The sequence below is a fragment of the Providencia sp. 6390 genome (assembly GCF_058148425.1).
This window is the reverse complement of sequence record NZ_JBYVYL010000002.1, coordinates 1-25,712: the sequence shown is the minus strand read 5'-3', so window position 1 is coordinate 25,712 and position 25,712 is coordinate 1. Positions and strand designations below refer to the sequence as shown.

Here is a 25,712-nt window from a genome sequence, read left to right as displayed (position 1 = left end):
TCTGCTGCTTATGTCGGCGAAAAATAGGTCTATAGCCATCATACCGAAGAACGATAGTCAGAGAGTGAAACAATATTTAACGTTAGGGTTACAATTAATTAACAATAATGGATGGGGCTATGATTAAAAAAACAATGTTAGCAGTTGCATTAAGTTCAGTCATTTCAGGGGTGACATTCGCTGAAACAATCGAAAAACCTAACGTCCTTATTATTATTGCTGATGATATGGGGTATTCAGACATCAGCCCATTCGGTGGTGAAATTCCAACGCCAAACTTGCAAACCATGGCTGATCAAGGCGTTAGAATGAGCCAATATTACACATCTCCGATGTCTGCTCCTGCGCGCTCGATGTTAATGACGGGAGCTACTAATCAGCAGGCTGGGATGGGCGGAATGTGGTGGTACGAAAATACTGTTGGTCAACCAGGTTATGAGCTACGTTTGACCGATCGTGTAGTGACAATGGCAGAGCGTTTCCAAGACGCGGGTTATAACACGTTAATGTCAGGTAAATGGCATTTAGGCTATACCAAAGGTGCTAGGCCAACAGATAGAGGGTTTAACCAAGCATTTGCTTTTATGGGAGGGGGGACTAGCCATTTTGATGATGCAATGCCTTTAGGCACCGTCGAAAGTTTCCATACTTATTACACATTAAACGGTGAAAAAACACCGTTACCAAGTGATTTCTATTCAAGTAAAAATTACGCTCAGCAACTTGAGCAATGGATTAAGCAAACTCCAAAAGACCAACCGATATTCGCTTATCTTGCTTTCACGGCCCCTCATGATCCAATTCAAGCTCCGGACGATTGGATCAGCAAATTTGATGGTAAATATGATGAAGGGTTTGGTAAGGTTTATCGTCAGCGTATTAACAGGCTGAAGGAGCTTGGCATTATCAATGATCAAACACCAATGCCGAATCTTGATCTTGATAAAGAATGGGAACAGCTTACCCCTGAAGAAAAGCGCTATGCTGCTAAAACGATGCAAGTTTATGCTGCAATGATTGCTTATATGGATGATCAGATCGGTGGTGTGCTCAATACCCTAAAAGAAACAGGGAGAGATAAAAACACTATTGTTATTTTTGCAACAGACAATGGCGCTAACCCTGCTTCTGGTTTTTATTATGAGTCTGAGCCTGAATATTGGGAGCAGTTTGATAATAGCTATGAAAATATCGGTCGTAAGAATTCATTTGTTTCTGTAGGGCCTCATTGGGCGAATGTCAGTAATGCCCCTTATGCGAATTTTCATAAAACAACCAGTGCACAAGGTGGAATTAATACTGATTTGATTATTACGGGGCCGGGCATCGGCCAAGCAGGGAGTATTGATAGTACACCGATGGCTGTTTATGACATCGCGCCAACATTATATGAATTTGCAGGTATTGACGCTAATAAACAGATCAAAAATATTCATCCACTTCCCATGTTAGGTACGAGTTTTAAATCTCATTTGCTTGATAAAGCACAAGTCAATCCACAATATTCATTTGGGGTTGAATTACACAATCAAGCGGCTTTGGTTGAAGGTGATTGGAAATTAAGGCGCTTAGTTAAAGGCTCACCAAAAGCAGAAATGGCGCCATGGCAATTATTTAACTTAAAAGACGATCCACTTGAAACTCATGATATTTCAGCACAGCACCCTGACATCGTTAAAAAACTACAACAGCAGTACGAGCAGTTTGCTGCGACAGGTATGATTATCGAAGCAAAAGGTGAGGCGATTGATTATATCGGTGTCGATAAATCTAATGGCGGTTATATTGGTATTGATCCTAAAACCAATAAACGCATTGAATCTGTAGCGGTGAAATAAAGGAGAGATAAAATGAAGATCGCGTTTTATGATCCTCCCGTATTACAGGCAAAGCCATTAAGATCGGCTATTCCTTTTCATATTTTATTAAAACCCGTTGGGGCTGGTTGTAATTTAAAATGTGATTATTGTTATTATCCACAACAGGAGCAGCAAAAAGCAGCTCCGATGATAAAAGCGATGTTAGAGCCTTTTATCAAAAATTATGTGGCTTCTCAGCCCGCTTATAGCAAAGAGATTAATTTTGTATGGCAAGGGGGGGAGCCTTTATTAGCGGGGCTGGATTTTTACAAGCGAGCGGTATCACTACAGAAAAAGTATGCTCCACAGGGGGTACGTATTATCAATACGTTACAAACGAATGCCACATTACTCACCCCTGCATGGTGTCGTTTTTTCAAACAACATGATTTTGTGATAGGTGTTAGCCTCGATGGCCCTGCAAATATCCATAATCGCTATCGCCATGATAGAAGAGGAAATACAGGTAGTTATGATGCAGTCATCAATGGGATCCATTTACTTCAGCAATTTGATATTGAGTTTAACATTCTGACTGTCGTCCATGATGATGTTGCTGAGCTTGGTCGAGAAATTTACCTTCATTTTGTTCAACTGGGTGCACGTTATATTCAATTTCAACCGCTCATGTCAGAAGGTGATGCCATTGGACAAGGTTTTACACTGAGTGCTGATAACTGGGGGAAGTTTTTAAGTACTGTCTACCAACAATGGCAGCAGAAACATCATATTGGCAAAATATTCGTGATGAATATTGAGCAGGTTTATAGCCAATATTTCACACAAGTGAGTACATCTTGCGTACATTCAGAACGCTGTGGCACAAATATGATGATGGAGACAAAAGGGGAAATTTACGCCTGTGACCATCAAGCAGATCAAAGCCATTATCTAGGCGTGTTTAATGGTGAAAGTGGATTTAGTGATTTCGTTAATTCATCCGTCGCTTTGCCTTTTGGTCAAAATAAAAGTCGCCGTAAAGAGTGCCAGCAATGTGATGTGAAAATGGTTTGCCAAGGCGGCTGTCCAGCCCATGTTAATCATTCAGGTCGTAATCAACTATGTGAAGGGTATTATGCTTTTTTTAGTAAGGTGTTAGAGCCTGTTAGACAATTCCCTCGTAATGCGCTAGGCGTGCAAGGTTGGCGCAGAGAAGTGTTAAGTATTAGATAGCAAAAAGCCCGCTATAAAGCGGGCTTTTTAAATTTGGCTCCTCCAGCTGGACTTGAACCAGCGACATACGGATTAACAGTCCGCCGTTCTACCGACTGAACTATGGAGGAATTGCTTTGTTCCTGAGAACGAGGCGCATATTAGCGATATCATCTCAGGCTGTCAACGATAAAAACACAAAAATAATTTGTTTGGTTACTGACTGTGCATTATGGTTGATTTTTATTCTAGCTTATTGATATTGCGCTTTATTCTGAGCTATCACCGTTGCTTTTGCTTGCGACGGAATTTCAGGATAGGCAATATGATACATATCATAAAACGACAGTGTACCTTTAAGTGCCATCAAACGGTTTATTTCTTGCTTGATTGCATGATTAACTTTATCTGAATCAAGTATTTTCTGGATAGATGATGGTGCAACTTCTTCAGTGACAAACCATTCACCGTTGTAGCAAACTCGTAAATCAAGCACGCCAATATCTTCAAAGCGATAAACAGGTTTGATATCAAACAGTAAAACTGCGCCTAATATAATGAATAATAGCGTAAAGCCGAGCATCCAGTATAAGCCAAAGTAGGGGGCGTAGAGTACAAGGAGCGCCAGTGGAACATAAGCGGCAACCATACCGATACAGAGATATGGATGGTTAGCGATGAATTGGCTATTGAAGTAAGGTTTTCCATCACGTTTTTCATTTTTATTGATGGTGTCCAAATCTTCGATAAGTATTTGTTTAATAATATCCATGATGCGATCACTCTTTGTAAGACTTCTATACCTGAAGAGTATCATGCGTAAGTGGAATTGTTATATATCAGTTATGAAAAATATTGAGTGTAATTGTCTCAAGATCAGAATTATCTGACTGAGAGGCAAGAGGTTTATTTCAATAAAACTTTTAAAATATCAACAAAATGCGAATTTTTTGTTAACCCAATTATCGGAAAAGTGACACAATCGAAAAAACAGCATTTTTTTAAGGTTAATCCATACAAAATAGTTGCTATTATCCTTAACTCATGAGTTAATGAGTGTCGGCCTGTTTAGCAGTCCTATTTGATGTATGATTACTGAGTTAGTGTGTTCGAAAGAAAAAAGTTATCACAGATAGCCTTTGACCGTGACGCTTCATCTTGGTTTTTTCCTGTTAAATAGTAGACTCCGGCCCATATATGCCGAAAAGGCAAGTTTTTTTTGATGTTATATAGGAAAAGTCAAATGTCCGACAAAATGAAAGGTCAAGTTAAGTGGTTCAACGAGTCTAAAGGCTTCGGTTTCATCACTCCTGCTGATGGTAGCAAAGACGTTTTCGTTCACTTCTCTGCCATTCAGGGCGCTGGTTTCAAAACTCTGGCAGAAGGCCAGCAAGTTGAATTCACCATTGAAAACGGTGCAAAAGGCCCAGCAGCTGCTAACGTAACTGCAATCTAAGCTTAATTGCTTAACTGATTTCTAAAGCCCGTCATTTTTAATGACGGGCTTTTTCATACCCGCTACACCAGCTTCCAGTACATACTCGTTATATTTCAAGTTGCAATGCTTTTTGTTAAAGTATGGCGGCTGTAACGACTTGCTTCAGTGAGTACTCAGAGACTCATTCACTTGTTGCTTAGTTGCATTTCGAATTATTTAGAGTTCGTATACTTATCGGAGGTCACTATCTAATGAAAATTCATGATCGTGTTTATGTTAAAACGGATGGACAAGAGCGCCGTGAAGGAAAAATCTTACTGATTGAACCGTTTAATGAAGGCACCATGTATCTCGTTTCTTTGCCCGATTACCCTGGTGGCATTTGGTTTTTTAATGAAAAAGAAGGCGGAATGGGGGTATTTGTAACCCCAGTTGAAAATTAAATTTGTTATATTCTTCATACTGCAAATTGCATTGTTTCTAAGCTAAGTTCATGTACACTAGTTACATACTTATGTATGCTTCTTGCATCTCATTCTCTGGTCGCTTAGCTGTATTTGGAATAACTCAGAGTATAAATAATCATTTTGAGCTTTACTTAATAAATTTGGCAATCTATACTCCATTCAAATTTTCTTAGGAGATAATTACTTGGACAGTCAGAGTTGTAATAAAAATTTAAATTTACTGGCAAGCTATTAATTATCTATTCTATTAACTGCTTGCCTCCACGGTAGGCAGTATCCAGCGTTAGTTCACTCGATACTCCTTTATAAAGTCATTCATTATCAATGACTTAAGTTTTATTGCGAGTACGGATCATGAAGATCTATTTTTATTCATTATTTCCTCCAGGCAATAGCCAATAATCTCTGAATAGCTATTTAACTATTCAGGTTTAAGGCTATATGGAATTAATTCCATATATTTTGTTATCCGAAATATTTATTTTTGGAGGAAAACTCATGTTATTTACATCTGAAATTTTAAATTTAGTTTCTGCAATGTGTTTAGGAGCTTTGATTGGTTCTGAGCGCCAGTGGCGCCAACGTATGGCAGGTCTTCGCACCAATGCATTAGTCGCAACGGGTGCAGCAGTGTTTATTTTAAGTTCTGTCACGACATCACCGGATAGTCCTGGACGTATTGCGGCACAAGTGGTTTCTGGAATTGGCTTTCTAGGAGCTGGGGTGATTATGCGAGAAGGCATGAACATTCGTGGATTGAATACCGCAGCGACATTATGGTGTTCTGCGGGGATCGGAGTGTTATGTGGATTAGGGCAATATTCATTGGCAATTATGGCAACATTGCTCATTCTTTGCGCCAACATTCTATTGAGAGAGGCCGCACAACGTATTAATAAGCAGCCACAACAGCAAGCGCTTGATATTGAACAACGTTATAAGATCCGTGTGATGTGCCATCAAGGTGATGAAATTTTAGTCAGAACACTGATCTTACAAGCCATCAATGGGCTACATATTCGTCTTCAGTCATTAAGTAGTGCAGATACACTGAAACCTGAACAATTAGAAGTGGTTGCAGAATTTTTAGCTACACCTGCTGAACAAAAAGAAATTGAAGCACTGGTTTGTCGGATCAGTCTTGAACAAAGCGTTAGTGCTATCAACTGGAAAGTGGCATCAGAGCTACCTGCCTGATTGCCGAATAATGATTAACTAAAGGAGCCAAAATGGACGATCACCCTCCATCATGGAGTAAAACGTGGGAGCTATCTAACTATAAATAACTTATTTTCAGTTAGATAGCGTTTAAAAAAGCACAGTCAGTGCTCGATAGAGATAAACGTTATGACTGAAATAAGGCATCAGCGTAAAAGCGCTAAAACGCCAACACGCCAAAAATTCATTGTTGGTGAACAAGCAAGTAAAACAATGGAACAAGTGCTGAATGAATATCAAACTAACCTATTAGGTTTGTCTGATAATGAGGCATTGGATCGACTCGTTACCGAAGGCGAAAATGAAGTTGCCCATGAAAAAGCTCCACCGGCATGGAAACAGCTTCTTTCATCATTTAAAAATCCCTTTATTTTTGTGCTAATGACATTAGCGATAGTCAGTTTCTTTACCGATTACCTGATCCCTGAGCGACAAGGTGAAGAAACAGATTTAACAGGGGTTATTATCATCGTTACTATGGTGTTACTCAGTGGATTACTACGGTTTTGGCAAGAGTACCGTACCAATAAAGCCGCTGAAGCACTGAAATCTTTAGTTCGTACAACTGCAACTGTATTTCGCCGTGATAACAAAACAGGACGTTCTGTTCGCAAAGAAATACCAATTAAATGTCTTGTTCCCGGTGATATCGTGTTGTTATCAGCAGGAGATATGGTGCCAGCAGATCTCAAACTGATTGAATCACGAGACCTATTTATTAGTCAGGCGATACTGACAGGCGAATCGATCCCTGTTGAAAAATATGACACTTTAGGTGATATAACGGCTAAAAGTATCGAGCCAACTTCACCTACTGAAAATGAGTTATTAGAGATTTCTAATATTTGTTTGATGGGTACTAACGTCACTAGTGGCACAGCAAGAGGGATTGTGGTTGCGACAGGTGGCAAAACTTATCTCGGTTCACTAGCCAAGTCAATTGTTGGTAGTCGTGCACAAACGGCTTTTGATCGCGGTGTCAACAGTGTGAGTTGGTTACTGATCCGCTTTATGTTAGTAATGGTGCCGATTGTCTTACTGATTAATGGTTTTACGAAAGGTGATTGGTTTGAAGCAACACTATTTTCTTTAGCTGTGGCCGTTGGTCTGACGCCTGAAATGCTACCAATGATTGTCAGCTCAAACTTAGCTAAAGGCGCTATTGCTATGTCGAAACACAAGGTGATAGTGAAAAGGCTGAATGCGATCCAAAACTTTGGGGCAATGGATGTCCTATGCACCGATAAAACAGGGACATTGACGCAAGATCGGATTATCTTAGAACATTATCTTGATAGCGATGGGCAAAAAGATAATCAAATTTTGCAATTGGCTTGGTTGAACAGCTTCAACCAAAGTGGTGCAAAAAATATGATGGACCAAGCGATCATTCGTCGTGGAAGGGGAAAGGATGAAATCGAACATTTGCGAGCCTACCAAAAAATCGATGAATTACCTTTTGATTTTATACGCCGTAAGCTCTCTGTCACGGTAAGGACACCGGAAGGCGATGCGTTATTAATTTGTAAGGGTGCAGCGGAAGAGATGCTGGCAGTATGCACCAGTTATCAACAAAATGGTCAATCGTTGCCACTTGATATACAAGCGAGAGAACAAATCACAGAATTAGTGAGTGATTATAATCGACAAGGTTTTCGTGTGTTGTTACTTGCCACTCGTTCGCTGAATAATGATGAAGCGAGTTTGCCTCTTTCTGCCTTAGCGGAGCAGCAACTTGAATTACGGGGTATTTTAACTTTCCTCGATCCTGCAAAAGAAAGCGCAATATCAGCTATTGCGGCATTACGTGAAAATGGGGTAACAGTCAAAGTCTTAACAGGTGATAATGCGATTATTACCGAAAAAATTTGTCATGATGTTGGCTTAAATATCAGTGAAATTATGACAGGCCTTGAGGTTGAGGCATTATCTGACGAGCAATTAAAACAAAAGGTTGAACAAGTTTCGGTATTTTGTAAGTTAACACCGCTACAAAAATCGAGAATTTTAAAATTATTGCAAGCAAATGGTCATACAGTTGGCTTTTTAGGGGATGGCATTAATGATGCGCCTGCATTACGAGATGCCGATGTTGGTATTTCTGTTGATACAGGTACTGACATAGCTAAAGAGTCTGCTGACATTATTTTGTTAGAAAAAGATTTAATGGTTTTAGAGCAAGGGGTTATTAAAGGAAGAGAGACTTTTGGTAATATCATTAAATACTTAAATATGACGGCAAGTTCTAATTTCGGTAATGTGTTTTCAGTCTTAATTGCCAGTGCATTTATTCCGTTCTTACCGATGTTAGCCATTCATCTATTAGTACAAAACCTGCTGTATGATATTTCCCAGTTAGCATTACCTTGGGATAAAATGGATAAAGAATTTTTAAAACGTCCACGTAAATGGGATGCTAAAAATATTGGCCGCTTTATGGTATGGATAGGGCCAACGTCATCGATATTTGATATTACTACCTTTGCGTTGATGTGGTATGTATTCCAAGCAAATAGTGTTGCTCATGAAGCACTATTCCAGTCTGGCTGGTTTGTCGAAGGCTTATTATCACAAACATTAGTTGTACATATGTTGCGTACACAGAAAATTCCATTTATTCAAAGTACTGCGGCATTACCGGTATTATTAACCACAGGGCTAATTATGGCGCTTGGCTTATATATTCCGTTCTCACCATTTGGTGAAATGATTGGCTTACAGCCGTTGCCTATCGAGTACTTCCCATGGTTAGTGTTAACACTGGTCAGTTATTGTGTAGTAGCACAGTTGATGAAACAGTTTTATATAAAACGTTTTGGAACGTGGCTTTAAATAACTAAATAAAATAAACTAGCAAGATTGTTTTTAAAAATTTTGCTAGTTTATTCAATTGGTTAGAGTGGGTGTGTACTAAGTGTATAATCTATCTTTATGGGTAATCTGTGTTTAGAATGTGATTAACAGCAGAAATAACGCTTTTATTTCTCTTTGTTCTGTTTAATCGAGAGCTGCCTAAGTCAGGTCGTATCTTATGGTTTAATAGAGAAAATGTTTCATAGGTGGGTAGAACAACTTCACCTTCTTGTATTGACATTAAATTTTTCTGACTGGCGTTATCAAACTCTTCAAATATACTAATATACTTATTGATAACAACTTCTGCTATTTCCTTCACTTTTTTAAAGGTGGTGTGAGTAAAATAATGGTCAAACATTATCTCATTTATTATGCGTGTTATTATACCATCTGGGTCTTTATTTTTGCTCTCAAAATTTGTATCATTTAATTTTGGAGTATTATTAACAAATTTAGTAATATTATTATCAAGTAATATTATCCTTCTGATTTGCTTAGGGAATCTTGGTTCAGATCGATACTCTCCCATATCTATGTTGAATTTATTTTTGAATAATTCTATTATTTTCTCTCTATCATTGGCACTAATGTATTTTGGAAGTTTTTCATTCAATACTTCAGTGAAAATGGCTGATACTTGCCGTTGGTATTCAAATGCAATCCACTCTTTTGCTGTTTCCTTAGTTGATTTATTATTATCGATAGAATTGTCTTCTTGTTTTTCTAACGTTAAAGACTTAATTATATTGCTATCGATTTTTAGAAATAAATTAGTCAAATCAATGGCTACAGAATTTTTCTCTAAATAAAATTTTTTGTTCTGATGTGGGGGTGATGAAGAAATGTTTTTGGTACATTTTATATTTTTATAAATTTTATTTAGACTACAACTATCATTGTAAGATATAGAGAGTTTATTATTTTTACCTAATGGGATACCTGATAAGGTTTTTTCATGATGTATTCTTTCGGGATCATTATGGGAACCAAGGATCAATATTTGATTTTCTTTACGTCTTTCGCAGTATTCTATGGATACTTTACGGCCTAATGTATTAACGTACAATATAATACTCCTTAAAATTAAGTGCATATTTAATAATTTTAAGTATATATTATGAATGGATTAACGACTTTCATAAAACTATGATAGCTCGGTATTTACTTTTATAAATTGAGATTTTATAGATAGCGTTGATACTAGGATTTTGAGATATTTGATAATAAAATATATGGTGTCATAAATCTATGACACCATACTTCAAAGAAATCTAATTATTGCAGACCTAATGCAGATTTCATTTGTTTCATTGCATCAATACCTTGTTGGCAAGCTTTGTCTTGCTGATCTTTCGGTAGTGCTGCAACTTGTTTTTTACCTTCTTCCAGTTGACCCTTCATCGCATCTAACTGAGCTTTTGCTTGTGGGTTTTCAGATGCTTTAGATATTAGCGCATCGACTTCAGCGAAGTAAGCATTACAAGTTTCAGTTGCACCAGCAACTTCGGATTTTTTCTCTTCGTCTGAACATGCAGTGATAGCTAACGCCATTAAACCCATACCACAAGCTAGAATTAACTTTTTCATAATTAACCTTAAAATTATTAGTTATTGAAGTAGCAAAATCGAGTATATAAGAGTTCGCTTTAATATCAAACGTGACAAATCCTAAAAAATAATTCGAAAAATCGCCCATAAACCAGTATTAAATAAAATTTATATTTGAAATTAATTCATTATTTAGTGTTTTAATCCAAAAAAATGCTGTTTGTTAATAATCGTGAGTAGGTTCTCATGGTGGTATAAATGCTTTATTGACTATCATCCTGTGATGGGTGCTACTTTGTTGGATTTTTACATGTCGTAGATTTGTTTTTATGTATTTTAAGCTATGGAGAATTATTCAACAGCTTATGTTTGATTAAGTAATTAATTTATTCACAAAAATTGTAAAAAAGACTTAAGGTCTGTTTGTGGGTTTTTATTACCACAATAAACCTAAAGTTTCTCTGGTTAATAAATGAGTTATTAGTGAATATACCTAGCCAAGTAAATGAGTTTCGTTTTTTATAATGAAATACAAAGGATAAGCTACGTGTGAAATATAACTTTTCACCATAAACTATAACTATTTTGCATATAGTAAGAAAATAAATTCATAGAGCGAATTTAGCTTAGTATGTAAAAAAAGATTTACATCTTATTTTTTGTAGCAGCTTATTAGATATTTAAAAAATAAACAGCTATTGGATAAATAGTTAAATTTTGGTTATGTTAGGTGAGCTGGTTCACAGTTTTATCATTTTAACTCGCAATAGGCTATCAAACTGATTTTTAAATCAAATTATTATTGAATGCATTGTCTATTATCAGGTAAAGTCTCTGGCTTAGCGGTTGGTATCGTTAGTGTCTGATAATGCTTTATTGATTTTTGTTTGTAGGCAAAGACAATAAAGGACTGGTTTAATAGGTTGACGCTAAATGAAATTCGTACCAAACTCTAGTCTTCGCAGAAATTCGCCAAAGAGCGATAGACGCGATAGAATGCTTTTCACCGAGGGAAAGTAGTCCTTACAATGTATTTTTAGTATGAACTTATTCCTTAAGTAAAAGCAAAAGTACTTGATACAGAGTCATCTGTATCAACATGTCACATAGCGGATAATAATAATGTTATGGGCATACTCAGTATGTAATGTGATATGCCACATTACTATTTTAATTTTAGACTTACACACAGGGCTTTATCATCATGTCTGCTTCTATTGTTAAGAAACGGCCGTTGAGTCGTTATATCAAAGACTTTAAACACAGCCAAACGCATTGTGCGCATTGCCATAAAACACTGGATCGTATTTCTCTTGTCTTTAACGATGCTATCTTGAATAAAGAAGCTATTGCTGAGATGACAGAACTTGTCGATGAAGGTGCATGGCTTGATTTACAAGATAAATTTACCGCACTTTGTCGCTTTTGTAGCGAAATTTACTGCAACAGCGATACTGATTTTTTTGACATTATGTCATTTAAACAGTACCTGTTTTTACAGACTGAAATGAGCCATAGCACCGTTCGTGAATACGTTGTTCGTTTGCGCCGCCTTGATGAACTCCTTTCATCATCGAATTTTTCAATGAAAGAGTTTACAGCGAGCAAAATCCAAGAACAATTAAGCGATAGAATGACTGAATCAGCATTCAGTAATTACAATATTGCACTACGTAAATATGAGCAATATTTGTTCTGGGAATCAGAAAAAAACTAATTATTAACTACGAATTAGTTCAACGACTTATTCAAAGCAAAATAGTTAAAATATCTAGGGTGCCCTTATAGGGCACCTTTTTGTTTTTGTGGCACTCTATTATATAAATAATAACCAATAGAAATTTTTAATCCTATTTGTAATCTCATATTAAGAATAAGTATTAACCACAATATATAAATTGAATAAAAAATAACAATTTTATATTTTATAACCTGATATTGTTATTGAATTGAAGAATAATATATTAAATAGAGTCTGAGCCGAAAGGCTTAGCCTCAGACTGCTGACAAACGTATTTTGTTTGTCGGCGGTCGTTAAGGTTTTTGAAATCAACGAGGAAAATCAATTTATTGATTTTCGGCTGATAACACGGAGCGGGAAAAACCACGCTTTTATCCCGCTTCGTCAACAACCTCAGCCTGAGCCGAAAGGCTCAGGCTCTTTGGTTAGCCGATAGTCATCAAGCTTGCATTACCACCTGCGGCTGCGGTATTAATGCTTAATGAACGCTCATGGACTAATCTTTCTAGAAGCAAGTTAGTCTCCCCACGCTCAAATCCTTGCACCGAAATAATAGGGCCTTTACGTTGCGCTATAGTTTCACATACAACTTTAAGCTGATCACTGTCGCCATGATAGATAACGGCTTCAATGTGTTGGCTATGTTCAGACCAATTTTTGCTGATTGAAACAGCATGGCGAACTTTTTCAGGTAGTGCTTTATACAGTCGTTGATGCATCTCACTTTCAGGCCATAAACTTTGGCAGCCGCTAGCTAATACCCCAGCTAGCTGTACTAAACAATCTTTTTCATTATCGCTGAGACAAAGTATTGTGCCCCTTGGGGTTAAAGTATACGTGTTTCTTTCACCGGTTGGGCCTGGTAATAACCGTGAAGTACCGGCTTGGGCTTGGCGTGCAAATCGTTCTAGTAAGGCAGGGGCAACGCCATTTTCTTGCTTCTCTGACCATGTTGAGAACGCGTCAAAGGTTTCAAGCAGAATAGGGCGAGCACTTGCATCCATTGGTAATTCATTGTCTTGTCTTTCTAACGTGCGACTGACGGCATTGTCAGGGCGCTCGCTAAGTAAGCGGTATAAATACAATGGACCACCTGCTTTAGGACCTGTTCCAGAAAGACCTTCCCCACCAAATGGTTGCACACCAACCACAGCTCCTACCATGTTACGGTTGACATAAAGGTTACCGACTTTCGCTTTTGCAACTACTTGATTGATAGTTTCATCAATACGAGTATGAACACCCAATGTTAACCCATATCCAGCCGCATTAATTTGATCGACTAGTTCTCTAAGCTGTTCACGTTTAAAGCGGATCACATGTAGTACAGGACCAAAAATCTCTTTTTTCAGCTCAGCAACATTATCTAATTCAATCAATGTTGGTTTAACAAAAGTACCTTCTAGCTGCTCGCGATGGTCATCGAGGCTATTGAATGCTGCTTGGAAGACATCTTTGCCTTTACTGCGCATTTGCTGGATATGCTGCTCAATATTCTCTTTGGCTTCGTTGTCAATCACAGGGCCAATATCAGTAGAAAGATGTTCAGGGTTACCCATGCGGCACTCTTCCATTGCGCCTTTTAGCATGCGGATAGTGCGATCAGCAACATCTTCTTGGACACACAGGATCCTTAGCGCAGAGCAACGTTGACCCGCGCTATCAAATGCAGAGGCAACAACATCTGTCACAACTTGTTCTGTCAGTGCTGATGAATCGACGATCATGGCATTTAAACCACCAGTCTCAGCAATTAACGGCGTTGGGCGACCTTGTGCATCAAGTCTGCCTGCAATGTTACGTTGTAATAAACCGGCAACTTCTGTTGAGCCAGTAAACATAACACCCCGTACTCGATGGTCACCGACTAATTTGGCACCAATCGTTTCACCTTTACCTGGTAAGAATTGTAGTACTTCTCGTGGAATACCCGCTTGATGCAACATTGATACTGCAATAGAACCAATAAGCGGTGTTTGTTCAGCTGGTTTTGCTAGTACGGTATTACCTGCGGCTAGGGCAGCGGCAATTTGGCCAGTGAAAATCGCTAATGGAAAGTTCCATGGGCTGATACAAACGACTGGACCTAATGGGCGGTGGGTATTGTTATCGAAATCATCTCTAACTTGTGTCGCATAATAGTTGAGGAAATCAACGGCTTCACGTACCTCAGAAATGGCGTTTACATAGGTTTTTCCTGCTTCACGCACTAACACATCCAGTAGTGGCTGTAGCTGTTGCTCCATGATATCAGCGGCACGTAATAGAATGGCGGCACGTTCTGATGGTGGAGTTGCAAACCAAATCGCTCCTGCATCGTTGGCAATATTGAGTGCGTGATCCGCTTCTTCAACTGTCGCCTCACGAACGTGACCCACAGTATCAGCGTGACAAGCAGGGTTAATAACGGGGTAGGCACTTTCTGTTGCTTCAGTCGCTTTAAAATTGCCACCTAATAATGGTTGCGCTAATTTTTCTTGTATTGCCGCGGTTAAAAGTGCGCTAGAGAGGGAAGCCAAACGGTGCTCATTTGACATATCTAGCCCCATTGAGTTGACTCGACGTTTACCATACAGGTCGCGAGGCAGTGCAATTTTAGGGTGCGGTAAGCCAATTTGCCCTTCAGTCTTAGACATTTCTAAAACATCTTTAACTGGATCAGCCACTAGCTCATCAAGAGGGATGGTGGCATCTGCAATGCGGTTAACGAAAGACGTGTTGGCACCATTTTCTAATAAGCGACGAACTAAATAGGCTAATAATGTTTCATGTGTTCCAACAGGCGCATAGATACGGCAAGGTCGATTGAGTTTACCATCAGCCACTTTACCAACCACTTGTTCATACAGAGGTTCACCCATACCATGTAAGCATTGGAACTCATATTGGCCTGGGTAGTAGTTTTTACCTGCAAGTTGATAAATTGCAGCCAGTGTATGTGCGTTATGGGTTGCAAATTGAGGATAAATTAGGTTAGGAACCGATAATAATTTACGCGCACAGGCGAGATAAGAAACGTCCGTATACACTTTGCGTGTATAAACTGGATAACCTTCTAAACCATCCATTTGAGCACGTTTGATCTCGCTATCCCAATAAGCGCCTTTCACTAGTCGGATCATTAAACGGCGTTTGCTGCGCTCCGCGAGATCAATAATCGAGTCAATCACAAATGGGCAGCGTTTTTGATAGGCTTGAATGACAAAACCAATACCATTCCAACCTGCTAGTTGTGGCTCAAAACACAGCTTTTCGAGTAGGTCGAGTGAAATCTCTAAGCGATCGGCTTCTTCAGCATCGATGTTAATTCCTACATCGTATTGATGTGCTTGTAACACTAATGACAATAAACGCGGATACAGCTCTTCCATCACACGTGAATACTGCGCTCTACTGTAGCGTGGATGTAGCGCTGATAATTTAATGGAGATGCCTGGGCCTTCATAAATACCTCGACCATTAGAGGCTTTACCAATGGCGTGGATCGCTTGTTGGTATGACACCATGTAATCTTGAGCGTCTTTTTCAGTGAGTGCGGCTTCACCCAACATATCATAAGAGTAGCGGAAACCTTTTTCTTCGAGTTTCCTCGCATTAGCTAGAGCTTGGGCAATGGTCTCACCCGTTACAAATTGCTCACCCATCAAACGCATGGCCATATCAACGCCTTTACGGACGAGTGGCTCACCACTTTTGCTGATGATACGGTTTAAAGAGTTAGATAGTTTGGCTTCATTGTGTGTTGAAACTAGTTTTCCTGTAAACAATAAGCCCCACGTTGCTGCATTGACAAACATTGAGCTACTTTGACCTAAATGTGATTGCCAATTACCCGTGCTGATTTTATCGCGGATCAGGGCATCACGAGTGGCTTTGTCTGGGATGCGTAGTAGCGCTTCTGCTAAACACATTAATGCGACACCTTCCTGTGAAGAAAGGGAAAATTCTTGTAACAAGCCTTGCACTAGACCTGAACGCCCAATACCATTTTTTTGGTTACGTAGTTTTTCAGCAATAGAGTAGGCTAATTTATGCGCTGCATCGGCTTGCTCTGGTGGCAGTTGCGCTTGTTGTAATAACATTGGCAATGCTTGCGTTTCTGGAATTCGATAAGCAGAGGTGATTGCTGAACGTTTCACCGATTGGGGTAAAATATGCTCTGCAAAATCCAAAAAAGGCTGATAATTCGATTCAGTTAATGATTCTTCTTCTGATATTGAAGCGTCTTTGCTATCTTGTCCCGCGGAAATTTCAGGGATGAATTGCTGATTATCCAGTTGTTCAAGGTAATTGAATATAGCTTGTTTAATTAACCAATGGGGTGTGCGATCAAGACGTTGAGCAGCAGTTTTAATGCGTTCACGAGTCGCTTCATCAAGCCTAACACCCATAGTTGTTGTACTACTCATCCCTATTTCCTCGAATGATTGATACTCATCATCTTTCAAATTGCTATGTTGTTGACTGCGTTCACTCGTACTAGGCGCATCTGTATGCGGCTGGCCACTTGCTCACTGGTCATCTAATAACTAAATGTTGAATTATTTAGAGTATGTAAGAAAAGTTACACCTTAATAGCATCATGTTGCAACTTTGTGCAACATTGTTAAAGCCAATTCTAACTGAAGTGTGAAACATATCGTATTTTTATTGGTTAAATTGGATGGTTGGCAGTTTAATTTGTTATTTTTCGATTAAAATCATTGTGTTAATTGAATTTTGTTTTTCGGTTGTAAGTTAATCAATCTATTGGTTAATTTATCAAAATTGTAACATTTGTGATGCGGATATCGTTTATGGAACAAAATAACGTTAATTTCTTGTTAAATTCAAATGAGTTTGTCTAGCATGCAGGGGTAATATTTTTAATTAAGTGCAACACAACATAATCACAATACACATAACATTTATTATTTAATTAGCAGATGTGCAATTAAGTGCAACAAATTAAAGAATATCACTGCTTAATAAATATGTACTCTAAATAATTCAAGGTACAGGTAGGCGACAAGCGAATATAGTCGGGGAGCATAGATAAACTATGTGGCTCGGTGAGCGTAGCGCAGTCACAATACCTTAATGAAAAGCCCTGCAACTTGAAGTATGACGAGTATAAATCCCAAATATTTTTATTAAATATAAATAGGCGGGGAACAAAAATTCTATGGAGAAGGCGAATGACTGTAAGCACTCCGATGATCATTATGTTCATCGTATACATTACTGGCATGTTACTTATTGGCTACTTAGCTTATCGCTCAACAAAAAACTTTGATGATTATATTCTTGGCGGACGAAGTTTAGGAAGCGTCGTCACCGCATTATCAGCAGGGGCCTCTGATATGAGCGGCTGGCTGCTAATGGGGTTACCTGGCGCTATCTTCTTAGCGGGTATCTCAGAAAGTTGGATCGCGATTGGTTTAAGCTTAGGGGCTTATCTAAACTGGTTGTTTGTGGCAGGGCGGCTGCGTGTTCAAACTGAAAAGAACAATAATGCACTTACTTTGCCTGACTACTTTACTAGCCGCTTTGAAGATAATAGCAAAATCTTACGTATTATTTCTGCTGTTGTGATCTTAGTTTTCTTTACGATTTACTGTGCATCTGGCGTCGTTGCTGGTGGCTTGTTATTTGAAAGTACTTTCAATATTAGCTATGAGAAAGCCATGTGGTTAGGTGCATTAGCCACTATCGCTTATACCTTCCTCGGTGGTTTCTTAGCGGTAAGTTGGACGGATACCGTTCAAGCCTCATTGATGATTTTTGCTTTGATTTTAACCCCTGTTGTGATCATCCTTTCATTAGGTGGCATGGATACTGCTGTTGAGGTGATTAAAGCGAAAAATCCTGAATACTTGGATATGTTTAAAGGGTTAAACTTTGTCGCAATTATTTCACTGTTAGGCTGGGGATTAGGGTATTTTGGGCAACCGCATATTTTAGCTCGCTTTATGGCGGCTGATTCACATCGCACTATCCGTTCGGCTCGTCGTATCAGTATGACATGGATGATCTTGTGCCTTGGCGGTACAACTGCGGTTGGTTTCTTTGGGATTGCTTATTTTGAAATGAACCCTGCATTAGCTTCATCGGTGATGGGCAACAATGAGCGGATCTTTATGGAGCTTGCTGGAATTCTATTTAACCCATGGGTTGCAGGTATTTTGTTATCAGCAATTTTAGCCGCTGTGATGAGTACTTTAAGCTGCCAATTATTAGTATGCGCAAGTGCATTAACAGAAGATTTGTATAAGCCTTTCGTTCGTAAGAATGCCAGCCAAAAAGAGTTAGTTTGGGTCGGGCGTTTTATGGTGCTGTTAGTTGCAGCAATAGCTATCTATATCGCGCGTGACCCTAACAGCAAAGTCCTTGCGTTAGTCAGTAACGCATGGGCTGGCTTTGGTGCTGCATTTGGTCCAGTCGTCCTGATGTCTGTGTTATGGAAACGCATGACTCGTACAGGTGCGCTTGCGGGTATGATCGTGGGTGCGGTAACTGTATTGGTATGGATGAAATACAAATGGTTTGCGCTATATGAAATCATTCCTGGCTTTATTTTAGCAACTATTGCGATTGTCGTTGTTAGCTTGCTGACCAAAGCACCGAGTGCAGCAGCTCAGGCTCGCTTTGAAGAAGCAGAAGCCGAATATAAAACTAAGTAAATGATAAAATAAATAAAAGGCCGAATAATTATTATTCGGCCTTTTTTCTTGCTATTTAAATCTATTATTGTGCTTTTTTGTGGCGTTTAGCGAAATGATAGCCGATGAGCAAGATAACAAACCACACCGGTGTTGCCATCAATGCCTGTCTCGTATCATGCTGAAATGCTAATATAATCACCATAAACACAAAGAAAGCTAAGCAAATCCATGACATCACAATTCCAGCAGGCATTTTGTAGTGTGATGCTTTATGCAACTGTGGGCGATGCTTTCTAAACTTCAGATAGCTAAGCAAAATCATGCTCCAAATAAACATAAACAGAATAGCTGACACAGTGGTAACCAGTGTGAAAGCGTGCATGATATCTGGAATAAAATAGATAAGAACAATACCAAAACTTAGGCAGATACAGGTAAAAATCAGCCCTGTAGCAGGAACTGCTTTGCTAGATAAACGGCTAAATTGCTTTGGCGCATCACCTTCTTTAGATAAACCAAACAACATACGGCTGGTGGAAAAAACACCACTGTTTGCAGAGGATGCTGCTGATGTAAGTACCACAAAGTTAACCACACTGGCTGCAGCTGGTAAGCTAATTAGTACAAACATTTCAACAAACGGGCTTTTGTCTGCCAAAATGGTACGCCATGGAGTGACCGCCATAATCACAATCAGTGATAACACATAAAACGCAATGATCCTAAATGGAATGGCATTAATCGCTCTTGGCAACGATTTTTCAGGATCACGAGTTTCAGCTGCTGCGGTGCCCACCAATTCTATCCCTACAAAAGCAAAGATAGCGATTTGGAAGCCAGCAAAGAAACCACTGATCCCCATCGGGAACATTCCACCATCATTCCAGATATTGCTTAAAGATGCAGTATGACCAGCTGGTGATTGGAAATTCATCGCAATCAATGTTCCGCCTACAGCGATCAAAGCAATAATGGCAACAATCTTTATCATAGCAAACCAAAACTCAAGTTCACCAAATAGCCTGACTGAGACTAAATTTAGAGTCAACAATGTCATTACACAAATAAATGAGGTAACCCATTCAGGGAAATCGGGCACCCAGAAACTGACATATGATGTGATAGCAACAATATCGGCAATTCCAGTGATCACCCAGCAGAACCAATAAGTCCATCCGACAAAAAAACCGGCCCATGGCCCAATCAGATCAGCGGAGAAATCGCTGAATGATTTATAGTTAAGGTCTGAAAGTAGTAGCTCTCCCATTGCTCGCATAACAAAAAACAACATAAAGCCGATAATCATATAGACAAAAATGATTGATGGCCCTGCAAGAGAAATGGTTTTACCTGACCCCATAAATAAACCAGTCCCAATAGCGCCACCTATGGCGATAAGCTGGATATGTCGATTACTGAGGCTACGTTTTAGCTGATGACGATCAGCTGAGGAGTGCGTTGACATTGCGGGTTGATTTTCTTCCATATGTATCTATCCAAGCAAGACGGTGAGTAATGTGCAGTCACAGTGTATTTTTAGTTGTGTGACGGTGTTTGCATAAAATATTGTGACATAAATCTCAATTAGAGTAAGGAAAACTTAACGTACTGTCATCGAAGTGGCGACATCTTAATCTAACAATAACACTACATTAACATTAGTAACTAAAATTTAATTACCTAACTAAAAATAGCAGAATATTGAGATTAGCTGATATGTTGAATCTAGCCATTGTGATACGTATCAAATGTAAAGTGATCCCAGAAAGTTGAACTCTTGGTATTAAACGGTTTGTAAGACCTAGTTTCGATATTTACTAATTTTTAACTCACCTAATATTCATCCAAAAAGATATCATCTGAACTTATTATGGATGAATAAATTGATAACGAGGTGCAACCGCGATATTGGTCGTGTTACACACGTTAATATTATGCTGGAATTATAGATTTATTATAAAAATCAATTTTTTGTGTAATCATGGTGTCGATAGATTAGTGTCGTCACTTTATTGTCATAAAAATGATAGTGGCCCCAAAAATATTCACCAGCAGAGAATGTAGTAGATAATGAGCGAGTCAATTGCAAAGTGAAGGTGTTATACTGGCTATTAATTTGCGTTATTATCGCGTTCTCAAAACCAAAGAAAAACTTAACTACAGGATAAAGTGCTTTATAGAGACTCTCTTTGGCTGAAAAGGCGATAAGTAATGCAAGGTGATAATCTATCCCACTATTGAACAAGTAGTTTCTCTCTTTTTCTGTTGTAAACACATCGGCTGTGCTCTGCATTGTTTCAGGAACAAGGTTCTCTATATCTATACCTATCATAAAACCTATTGGTCGTGGTGAAATAACCGCTAATGCATACTGTTCAGTGTGGGAGATACTTCCCCTCCAGCCTTCTGGCCATTTAGGGCTTCTGTCGTTACTAAGTGTGACTTTTTTACTCACCCCCTCTTTCAAGAGTAACGTTTGTGCTGCAACTCTTCCTGCAAGATATTCGGCTCGCCGTTTTATCACAGATGAAGAAAGTGATTCAGGGAATTCTACGGCAAATGTTGAAAATAAGGCATCGTCGTAACCTGAAATAGCAAACTGAAGCTGACAAATATGTATTGATGGTTCTGGTATAACAATCCCTGTTTTGAATGAACGGATAAATGCGTCTGTGGGCAAATTTTCCTTAAAACTAAACATTGTGGTGACCCTTACTATAGAGATTCTTTAGTGACTGCTCTTCGCCGTAAACCTTCGCTGTTTACGACGGGGAGCAGTCACACTTTCACAAAAAATCGATTACTATCACTTATCCTGTCAATTCATATCACATTGTACTGATACGAAAATGGGGGCGTAATCTACTGACGTTCAATATTTTTTCAAACGTCTCAGTTAAGCATTCGAGCGCCAGTGCTAAACAGCATCACCTTTATCAATGATGAGTCGGCCATTTTCAAGCTTAATGCAATGGTCGGCTAAGTGGAAAAAACGATCGTCATGCGTGATAGCTAATACAGCTTTACCCTGCGCGGCTAACTCAGGCAAAAGCTCTTGATAAAAAATACGTTTAAAGAGAGGGTCTTGATCTGCTGCCCATTCATCAAACAGATAGAAAGGGCGATCCTCAAGATAGGTGACAACCAATGCGAGTCGTTTACGTTGCCCTTGCGAGAGGTCACGAGTAGAAAAATAGCCATTTTTTACCGTCACCTTATGCTCAAGATGAAGTTTAGCTAGTAGTGCATTCGCGCGTGAGTCTAGCATTGCGTCGGTATTATTTAAGCCGATCAATGATTCAAAAAGATGAAAGTCAGAAAATACGGCAGAGAAAAGTTGCCGATAGTTGGCACGATTACGTTCAACAACCTCGTGCCCGTCAACCATAATTGTACCGTGCTCTGGTGTGTACAGGCCAACCAGTAGCTTGGCAAGGGTGGTTTTTCCGCTGCCATTACCTCCAATGAGAAAGGTAATTTCTCCTCGTTTCAGTGTGATATCAATGGGCCCTAACTGAAACACGCTATCTTCTTTTTCACGATAATAGCTATGGATAACGCTAGAAAGACAAATAGTGTTAGCATTGCCAAATTCACCCGCGCAGACGGTATTATCGATGGGATCACGCTCATCCAGTTCAGATAATATGGCACTGATCCTACGTAATGAAACACGAGCTGCATTTAATGTTGGAATACTATTAAGTAATCCTTCCAGTGGCATCAGCATAAATAAAAATACGATGATATAACCTGCAAGCGCGCTAGATTCAAGCCCTGGTAATAAGGTAGGGGAAAAAATAACTAGGCCAAGAAAGCTATAGAAAAGAAAGAGGATCCAACCAACGCCAAAGGCATAAATACCAAAGGCTCGAGTTCGATTTTTGCGCACAGCATCAATTTCTTTACCCAGTGATTGATTAAGAAAGGTATGTGCACGAGAAACATGTAGCTTAAGTTCTTTTGCACCTGAAAAAAGGGCATTGAAGTGAGTAAATAAGCGATCTTGCGCTTGGCCTGCTGCTCTTAGAGAAGAAAAGGCGGAACTGCCACCAAGACTATAACCTAATGAACCAACAATAATTATGGTTAGTGCGAGAAAAAAAATAGGAAGTGATAGCCAAGCAAGGTATCCCAAACAACCGATAACGATAGAACCTTGCATCACTATGTTTGGCAGGGTGAAAAATAACAGTGAAACGTTAGTTGAATCATCCGTAATAATTGATTGTGCACGCGAAGCGCCCAGCTTTTCTATTTGACGAAAGGGAGCACGAGCTACACGGAGTGAAATCAGCTCACGCATTTTTGCCATGGTCCCCTGACTTAGCCTTGCGAAAATGACGCTGCTAAAAATACGGCAAGCAATGGCCAATACCGTTAATAAGGCAAAATAGCTAGCCAGTGGTACATAATCAGCAGCAGGCATGATCAGTGCTTTGTTGATTAAAGCAATCAGTGAAACGCTGGCAATACCATTTATGACGCTGGCAGCGGTGGCAATTGCCAATATCCACCGTGAATTGAACAGGAGTGAAAGTAAAAGCGTTAGTGCTGGGTTTTTAGTTGTTGAAGTTTTCATATTGTGTCCACACGTTATTAAGACGTACTTAATGCCCAGAGCTACGGCCAGCCTCATTGCTGGCCGCGCTACTATTCTGATTTCGCTATTTATGTTTGTTCAAGGTTTGCCATAGCCAATCAGCAAGCTGTTCCACCTGTGGTGTAGAGAGCATCGTCATGTGGTTACCTGGCATCAATATTGGGTATAACTGGGAAACATGCATTCTCCATTCGCTTTCATTTGTCATTCTTTCATCGTTATCGCCCTCTTTGGCATTTACTAAGTAGAGATATCCTTGGTAGCGCTCGCGCGGTAGATACACCGTGTTCAAATTGGCCCTCATAACCTGAACAATACCCTGCAACAGCGATGTAGGGGTGTGTGCAGAGAAAATACCTGCTTTCACTAATGCACTATGCAATAGTGTTATCTGCGCGTCAGGTGTGCTATCCATGAAATCAACCTCTGTTAGCGTTAAAGGTTGTGGCAAAAGCATGTTATAGATATCTATCAGTTTCATAATGGCTTCAACGCGATTGACAGATTTTAGTGAGTCCTCTTGCTTATTTGGCGCATCGGTATCCACCAATATCAAACTGGCGATCGTTTCTCCCTGAGCTTGTAGCTGTAATGCGATTTCAAAGGCGATCCAGCCACCAAAAGAGTGCCCCAACAGGTGATAAGGCCCATGGGGTTGTTTTTGCCGTATTCCCTGAATATAAGCACGTGCTGCACCTTCTACGCTGCGATAAGGCGGTTGATTGAGGGTTGTCAGGCCGCGAGCCTGTAACGCACAGATAGGTTGTTGTGTTGGTAGTGTTAACGCCAGCTCAATAAAGCTTGAGGCATTGGCGCCTGCACCAGGGATACAAAAGAGTGGAGGAACGCCTTGCGAACCGTTCTGGATAACAATGTTTGGTGTATAGTTGGTCGGCAATAGGAACTCACTAAACGAGTCTGCAACTTGATTAAGCAATGGCGGCTGCATAATGGTGTAGTGGGTGCCACCAATCGGGTGAAGCATGGAATGCTGACCGACAATACCTTGCCATTCTCCCCAAATATCGTCATGAGAGGTGTATTCAGCGCGGTAGAGATGGACTGATAATGACGAAGCGCTAGCTCGGTAATGCTGGGATAATTGCAAGATAGTTCTTTGGCTGTTAATACGCAGAAGAATATCTTGTTTGGTGATGCCTGAAGGAAGCCATTTACGTTCGTAACAGTGCGCGATAATTTTCTCTATATTGCCTAATGTGCGCAGATCCTCCAAATCTTGCTCATCGGCGATTGTCCGATGATTACGTAAATAGGCAAGGAATATATTGATATTTTCCTGTTCATCATTGAGATCTCCAGAGAAATAAACACTTTTTTGCTCATTAAATTGAGGAACTTCCCGATTGAAATTATAGGAATCTATCATGCCAAGAAACGCGACTTGCTCACCGCTATTAATCAGCTGTAGACCTATTTCATAGGCAATCGACCCGCCTAATGACCATCCCGCAAGGTGATAAGGGCCATGAGGCTGAATACGACGTATCGCATTCACATGGTGTTTCGCCAGTTCTTCTATTGAGGTTGGAGGTGACGGCAACATATGCAGACCTAACGCCTGAAGTGCGTAGACAGGTAAGGTTGAAGGCAGCAATGTAGCGAAAGTTGAATACACTAACGGGTCTCCCGTCGATTCATGTATCAAAAAGAGTGGAAGGAGATCTCCTTCAGGTCTGAGCGGTACAGGGTTTACATCAAATGGAGAATCTGAAACCGCTAATGTATTACGGCCGATTTCAAAGGCCAGATCGCAGAAAGTGGGGTGAGAGAAGAGCGTAGCAAGCGAAACTTCCATGCGCTGTTCACGCATATGGTTTAGTAACTGTACGGCTAGCAATGAATGGCCGCCGAGTTCGAAAAAGTGATCATGTCGCCCGACACGCTCAATCCCCAGCAGCGTTTGCCAAATTTGCGCTAATGCGCACTCTAGCTCACCTTGTGGCGCTTCATACACGTGGCTTACTATCGCGGATTGGTCTGGGGCTGGTAATGCCTTGCGATCAAGTTTGCCGTTAGGGGTCAGGGGGAATGTTTCAAGCATCACAAAGGCGGATGGGAGCATATAGTCGGCCAAGTGCACCGAGAGCTGCTTGCGCAGCTCGGCAGGTTCAAGTGTGATACCGGATTGTGGGCAGAGGTAAGCCACCAGTCGGGTATCGCCTGCA

The 25,712-nt window shown here is 39.8% G+C and carries 16 protein-coding genes and 1 tRNA gene; 8 read left to right on the top strand and 9 right to left on the bottom strand.

What is annotated here, in order from left to right; all coding sequences use genetic code 11:
• Nucleotides 1-122 precede the first annotated feature (122 nt).
• Nucleotides 123-1,838, top strand: a complete 1,716-nt coding sequence (locus AC3Z9T_RS05185; RefSeq protein ID WP_490125547.1) for an arylsulfatase — start codon at nucleotides 123-125, stop codon at nucleotides 1,836-1,838.
• Nucleotides 1,839-1,850: 12 nt separating this feature from the next.
• Entirely contained in the window at nucleotides 1,851-3,032 is a 1,182-nt protein-coding gene (locus AC3Z9T_RS05180) for an anaerobic sulfatase maturase (RefSeq protein ID WP_490125162.1), read from the top strand.
• Nucleotides 3,033-3,066: 34 nt separating this feature from the next.
• Here the strand turns inward: AC3Z9T_RS05180 and AC3Z9T_RS05175 are convergent.
• Together AC3Z9T_RS05175 and AC3Z9T_RS05170 are read right to left on the bottom strand one after the other, a co-directional pair.
• A tRNA-Asn gene (locus AC3Z9T_RS05175) sits at nucleotides 3,067-3,142 on the bottom strand.
• 122 nt (nucleotides 3,143-3,264) lie between these two features.
• A complete protein-coding gene (locus tag AC3Z9T_RS05170; RefSeq protein ID WP_490125161.1) occupies nucleotides 3,265-3,783 on the bottom strand; it encodes a YlaC family protein in 519 nt (172 codons plus the stop codon).
• A 471-nt stretch (nucleotides 3,784-4,254) separates the two neighbouring features.
• Here AC3Z9T_RS05170 and cspE point away from each other — a divergent pair, with 471 nt between their 5' ends.
• The 4 genes from cspE (at nucleotide 4,255) to mgtA (ending at nucleotide 8,966) form a co-directional block, all read left to right on the top strand.
• A complete protein-coding gene (gene cspE, locus AC3Z9T_RS05165; protein WP_008911725.1) occupies nucleotides 4,255-4,467 on the top strand; it encodes a transcription antiterminator/RNA stability regulator CspE in 213 nt (70 codons plus the stop codon).
• A gap of 233 nt (nucleotides 4,468-4,700) precedes the next feature.
• On the top strand, nucleotides 4,701-4,892 hold the full coding sequence (gene dsrB / locus AC3Z9T_RS05160) for a protein DsrB (RefSeq protein WP_490125160.1): 192 nt from the start codon (nucleotides 4,701-4,703) through the stop codon (nucleotides 4,890-4,892).
• Between the two features lie 522 nt (nucleotides 4,893-5,414).
• Nucleotides 5,415-6,113, top strand: coding sequence for an MgtC family protein (locus AC3Z9T_RS05155; RefSeq protein WP_490125159.1), 699 nt, complete (start codon nucleotides 5,415-5,417; stop codon nucleotides 6,111-6,113).
• Nucleotides 6,114-6,263: 150 nt separating this feature from the next.
• The gene (mgtA, locus tag AC3Z9T_RS05150) at nucleotides 6,264-8,966 is read left to right on the top strand and encodes a magnesium-translocating P-type ATPase (RefSeq protein ID WP_490125158.1); all 2,703 of its coding nucleotides are present in this window, start codon (nucleotides 6,264-6,266) and stop codon (nucleotides 8,964-8,966) included.
• A 97-nt stretch (nucleotides 8,967-9,063) separates the two neighbouring features.
• Here the strand turns inward: mgtA and AC3Z9T_RS05145 are convergent, their stop codons facing one another.
• Nucleotides 9,064-10,056: a hypothetical protein gene (locus tag AC3Z9T_RS05145; protein WP_490125157.1), complete on the bottom strand. Its 993-nt coding sequence runs from the start codon at nucleotides 10,054-10,056 to the stop codon at nucleotides 9,064-9,066.
• Between the two features lie 209 nt (nucleotides 10,057-10,265).
• The gene (locus tag AC3Z9T_RS05140; RefSeq protein WP_490125156.1) at nucleotides 10,266-10,577 is read right to left on the bottom strand and encodes a DUF5339 domain-containing protein; all 312 of its coding nucleotides are present in this window, start codon (nucleotides 10,575-10,577) and stop codon (nucleotides 10,266-10,268) included.
• A 1,165-nt stretch (nucleotides 10,578-11,742) separates the two neighbouring features.
• Between AC3Z9T_RS05140 and fliZ the strand changes: the two genes are divergently transcribed.
• Complete coding sequence (gene fliZ / locus AC3Z9T_RS05135) at nucleotides 11,743-12,255, top strand: flagella biosynthesis regulatory protein FliZ (RefSeq protein ID WP_070924709.1); 513 nt, start codon at nucleotides 11,743-11,745, stop codon at nucleotides 12,253-12,255.
• Between the two features lie 449 nt (nucleotides 12,256-12,704).
• Here the strand turns inward: fliZ and putA are convergent, their stop codons facing one another.
• Complete coding sequence (gene putA / locus AC3Z9T_RS05130; RefSeq protein ID WP_490125155.1) at nucleotides 12,705-16,688, bottom strand: trifunctional transcriptional regulator/proline dehydrogenase/L-glutamate gamma-semialdehyde dehydrogenase; 3,984 nt, start codon at nucleotides 16,686-16,688, stop codon at nucleotides 12,705-12,707.
• A gap of 768 nt (nucleotides 16,689-17,456) precedes the next feature.
• Between putA and putP the strand changes: the two genes are divergently transcribed.
• Nucleotides 17,457-18,941, top strand: coding sequence for a sodium/proline symporter PutP (gene putP, locus AC3Z9T_RS05125; RefSeq protein WP_490125154.1), 1,485 nt, complete (start codon nucleotides 17,457-17,459; stop codon nucleotides 18,939-18,941).
• 64 nt (nucleotides 18,942-19,005) lie between these two features.
• Here putP and cycA read toward each other — a convergent pair whose 3' ends face one another.
• From cycA to AC3Z9T_RS05105, 4 genes are all read right to left on the bottom strand, one after another.
• Nucleotides 19,006-20,409: a D-serine/D-alanine/glycine transporter gene (gene cycA, locus AC3Z9T_RS05120; RefSeq protein ID WP_490125153.1), complete on the bottom strand. Its 1,404-nt coding sequence runs from the start codon at nucleotides 20,407-20,409 to the stop codon at nucleotides 19,006-19,008.
• Nucleotides 20,410-20,886: 477 nt separating this feature from the next.
• A complete protein-coding gene (locus AC3Z9T_RS05115) occupies nucleotides 20,887-21,624 on the bottom strand; it encodes a 4'-phosphopantetheinyl transferase family protein (RefSeq protein WP_490125152.1) in 738 nt (245 codons plus the stop codon).
• Between the two features lie 216 nt (nucleotides 21,625-21,840).
• A complete protein-coding gene (locus tag AC3Z9T_RS05110; RefSeq protein ID WP_490125151.1) occupies nucleotides 21,841-23,505 on the bottom strand; it encodes a cyclic peptide export ABC transporter in 1,665 nt (554 codons plus the stop codon).
• An 85-nt stretch (nucleotides 23,506-23,590) separates the two neighbouring features.
• The coding region (locus AC3Z9T_RS05105; RefSeq protein ID WP_490125150.1) for a thioesterase domain-containing protein at nucleotides 23,591-25,712 on the bottom strand (2,122 nt) is incomplete at its 5' end.

Coding starts and splice junctions, on each gene's coding strand:
- AC3Z9T_RS05180 (WP_490125162.1), top strand. CDS start 1,851: ATGAAGATCGCGTTTTATGATCCTCCCGTATTACAGGCAAAGCCATTA.
- AC3Z9T_RS05170 (WP_490125161.1), bottom strand. CDS start 3,783: ATGGATATTATTAAACAAATACTTATCGAAGATTTGGACACCATCAAT.
- cspE (WP_008911725.1), top strand. CDS start 4,255: ATGTCCGACAAAATGAAAGGTCAAGTTAAGTGGTTCAACGAGTCTAAA.
- dsrB (WP_490125160.1), top strand. CDS start 4,701: ATGAAAATTCATGATCGTGTTTATGTTAAAACGGATGGACAAGAGCGC.
- AC3Z9T_RS05155 (WP_490125159.1), top strand. CDS start 5,415: ATGTTATTTACATCTGAAATTTTAAATTTAGTTTCTGCAATGTGTTTA.
- mgtA (WP_490125158.1), top strand. CDS start 6,264: ATGACTGAAATAAGGCATCAGCGTAAAAGCGCTAAAACGCCAACACGC.
- AC3Z9T_RS05140 (WP_490125156.1), bottom strand. CDS start 10,577: ATGAAAAAGTTAATTCTAGCTTGTGGTATGGGTTTAATGGCGTTAGCT.
- fliZ (WP_070924709.1), top strand. CDS start 11,743: ATGTCTGCTTCTATTGTTAAGAAACGGCCGTTGAGTCGTTATATCAAA.
- putA (WP_490125155.1), bottom strand. CDS start 16,688: ATGAGTAGTACAACAACTATGGGTGTTAGGCTTGATGAAGCGACTCGT.
- putP (WP_490125154.1), top strand. CDS start 17,457: ATGACTGTAAGCACTCCGATGATCATTATGTTCATCGTATACATTACT.
- cycA (WP_490125153.1), bottom strand. CDS start 20,409: ATGGAAGAAAATCAACCCGCAATGTCAACGCACTCCTCAGCTGATCGT.
- AC3Z9T_RS05115 (WP_490125152.1), bottom strand. CDS start 21,624: ATGTTTAGTTTTAAGGAAAATTTGCCCACAGACGCATTTATCCGTTCA.
- AC3Z9T_RS05110 (WP_490125151.1), bottom strand. CDS start 23,505: ATGAAAACTTCAACAACTAAAAACCCAGCACTAACGCTTTTACTTTCA.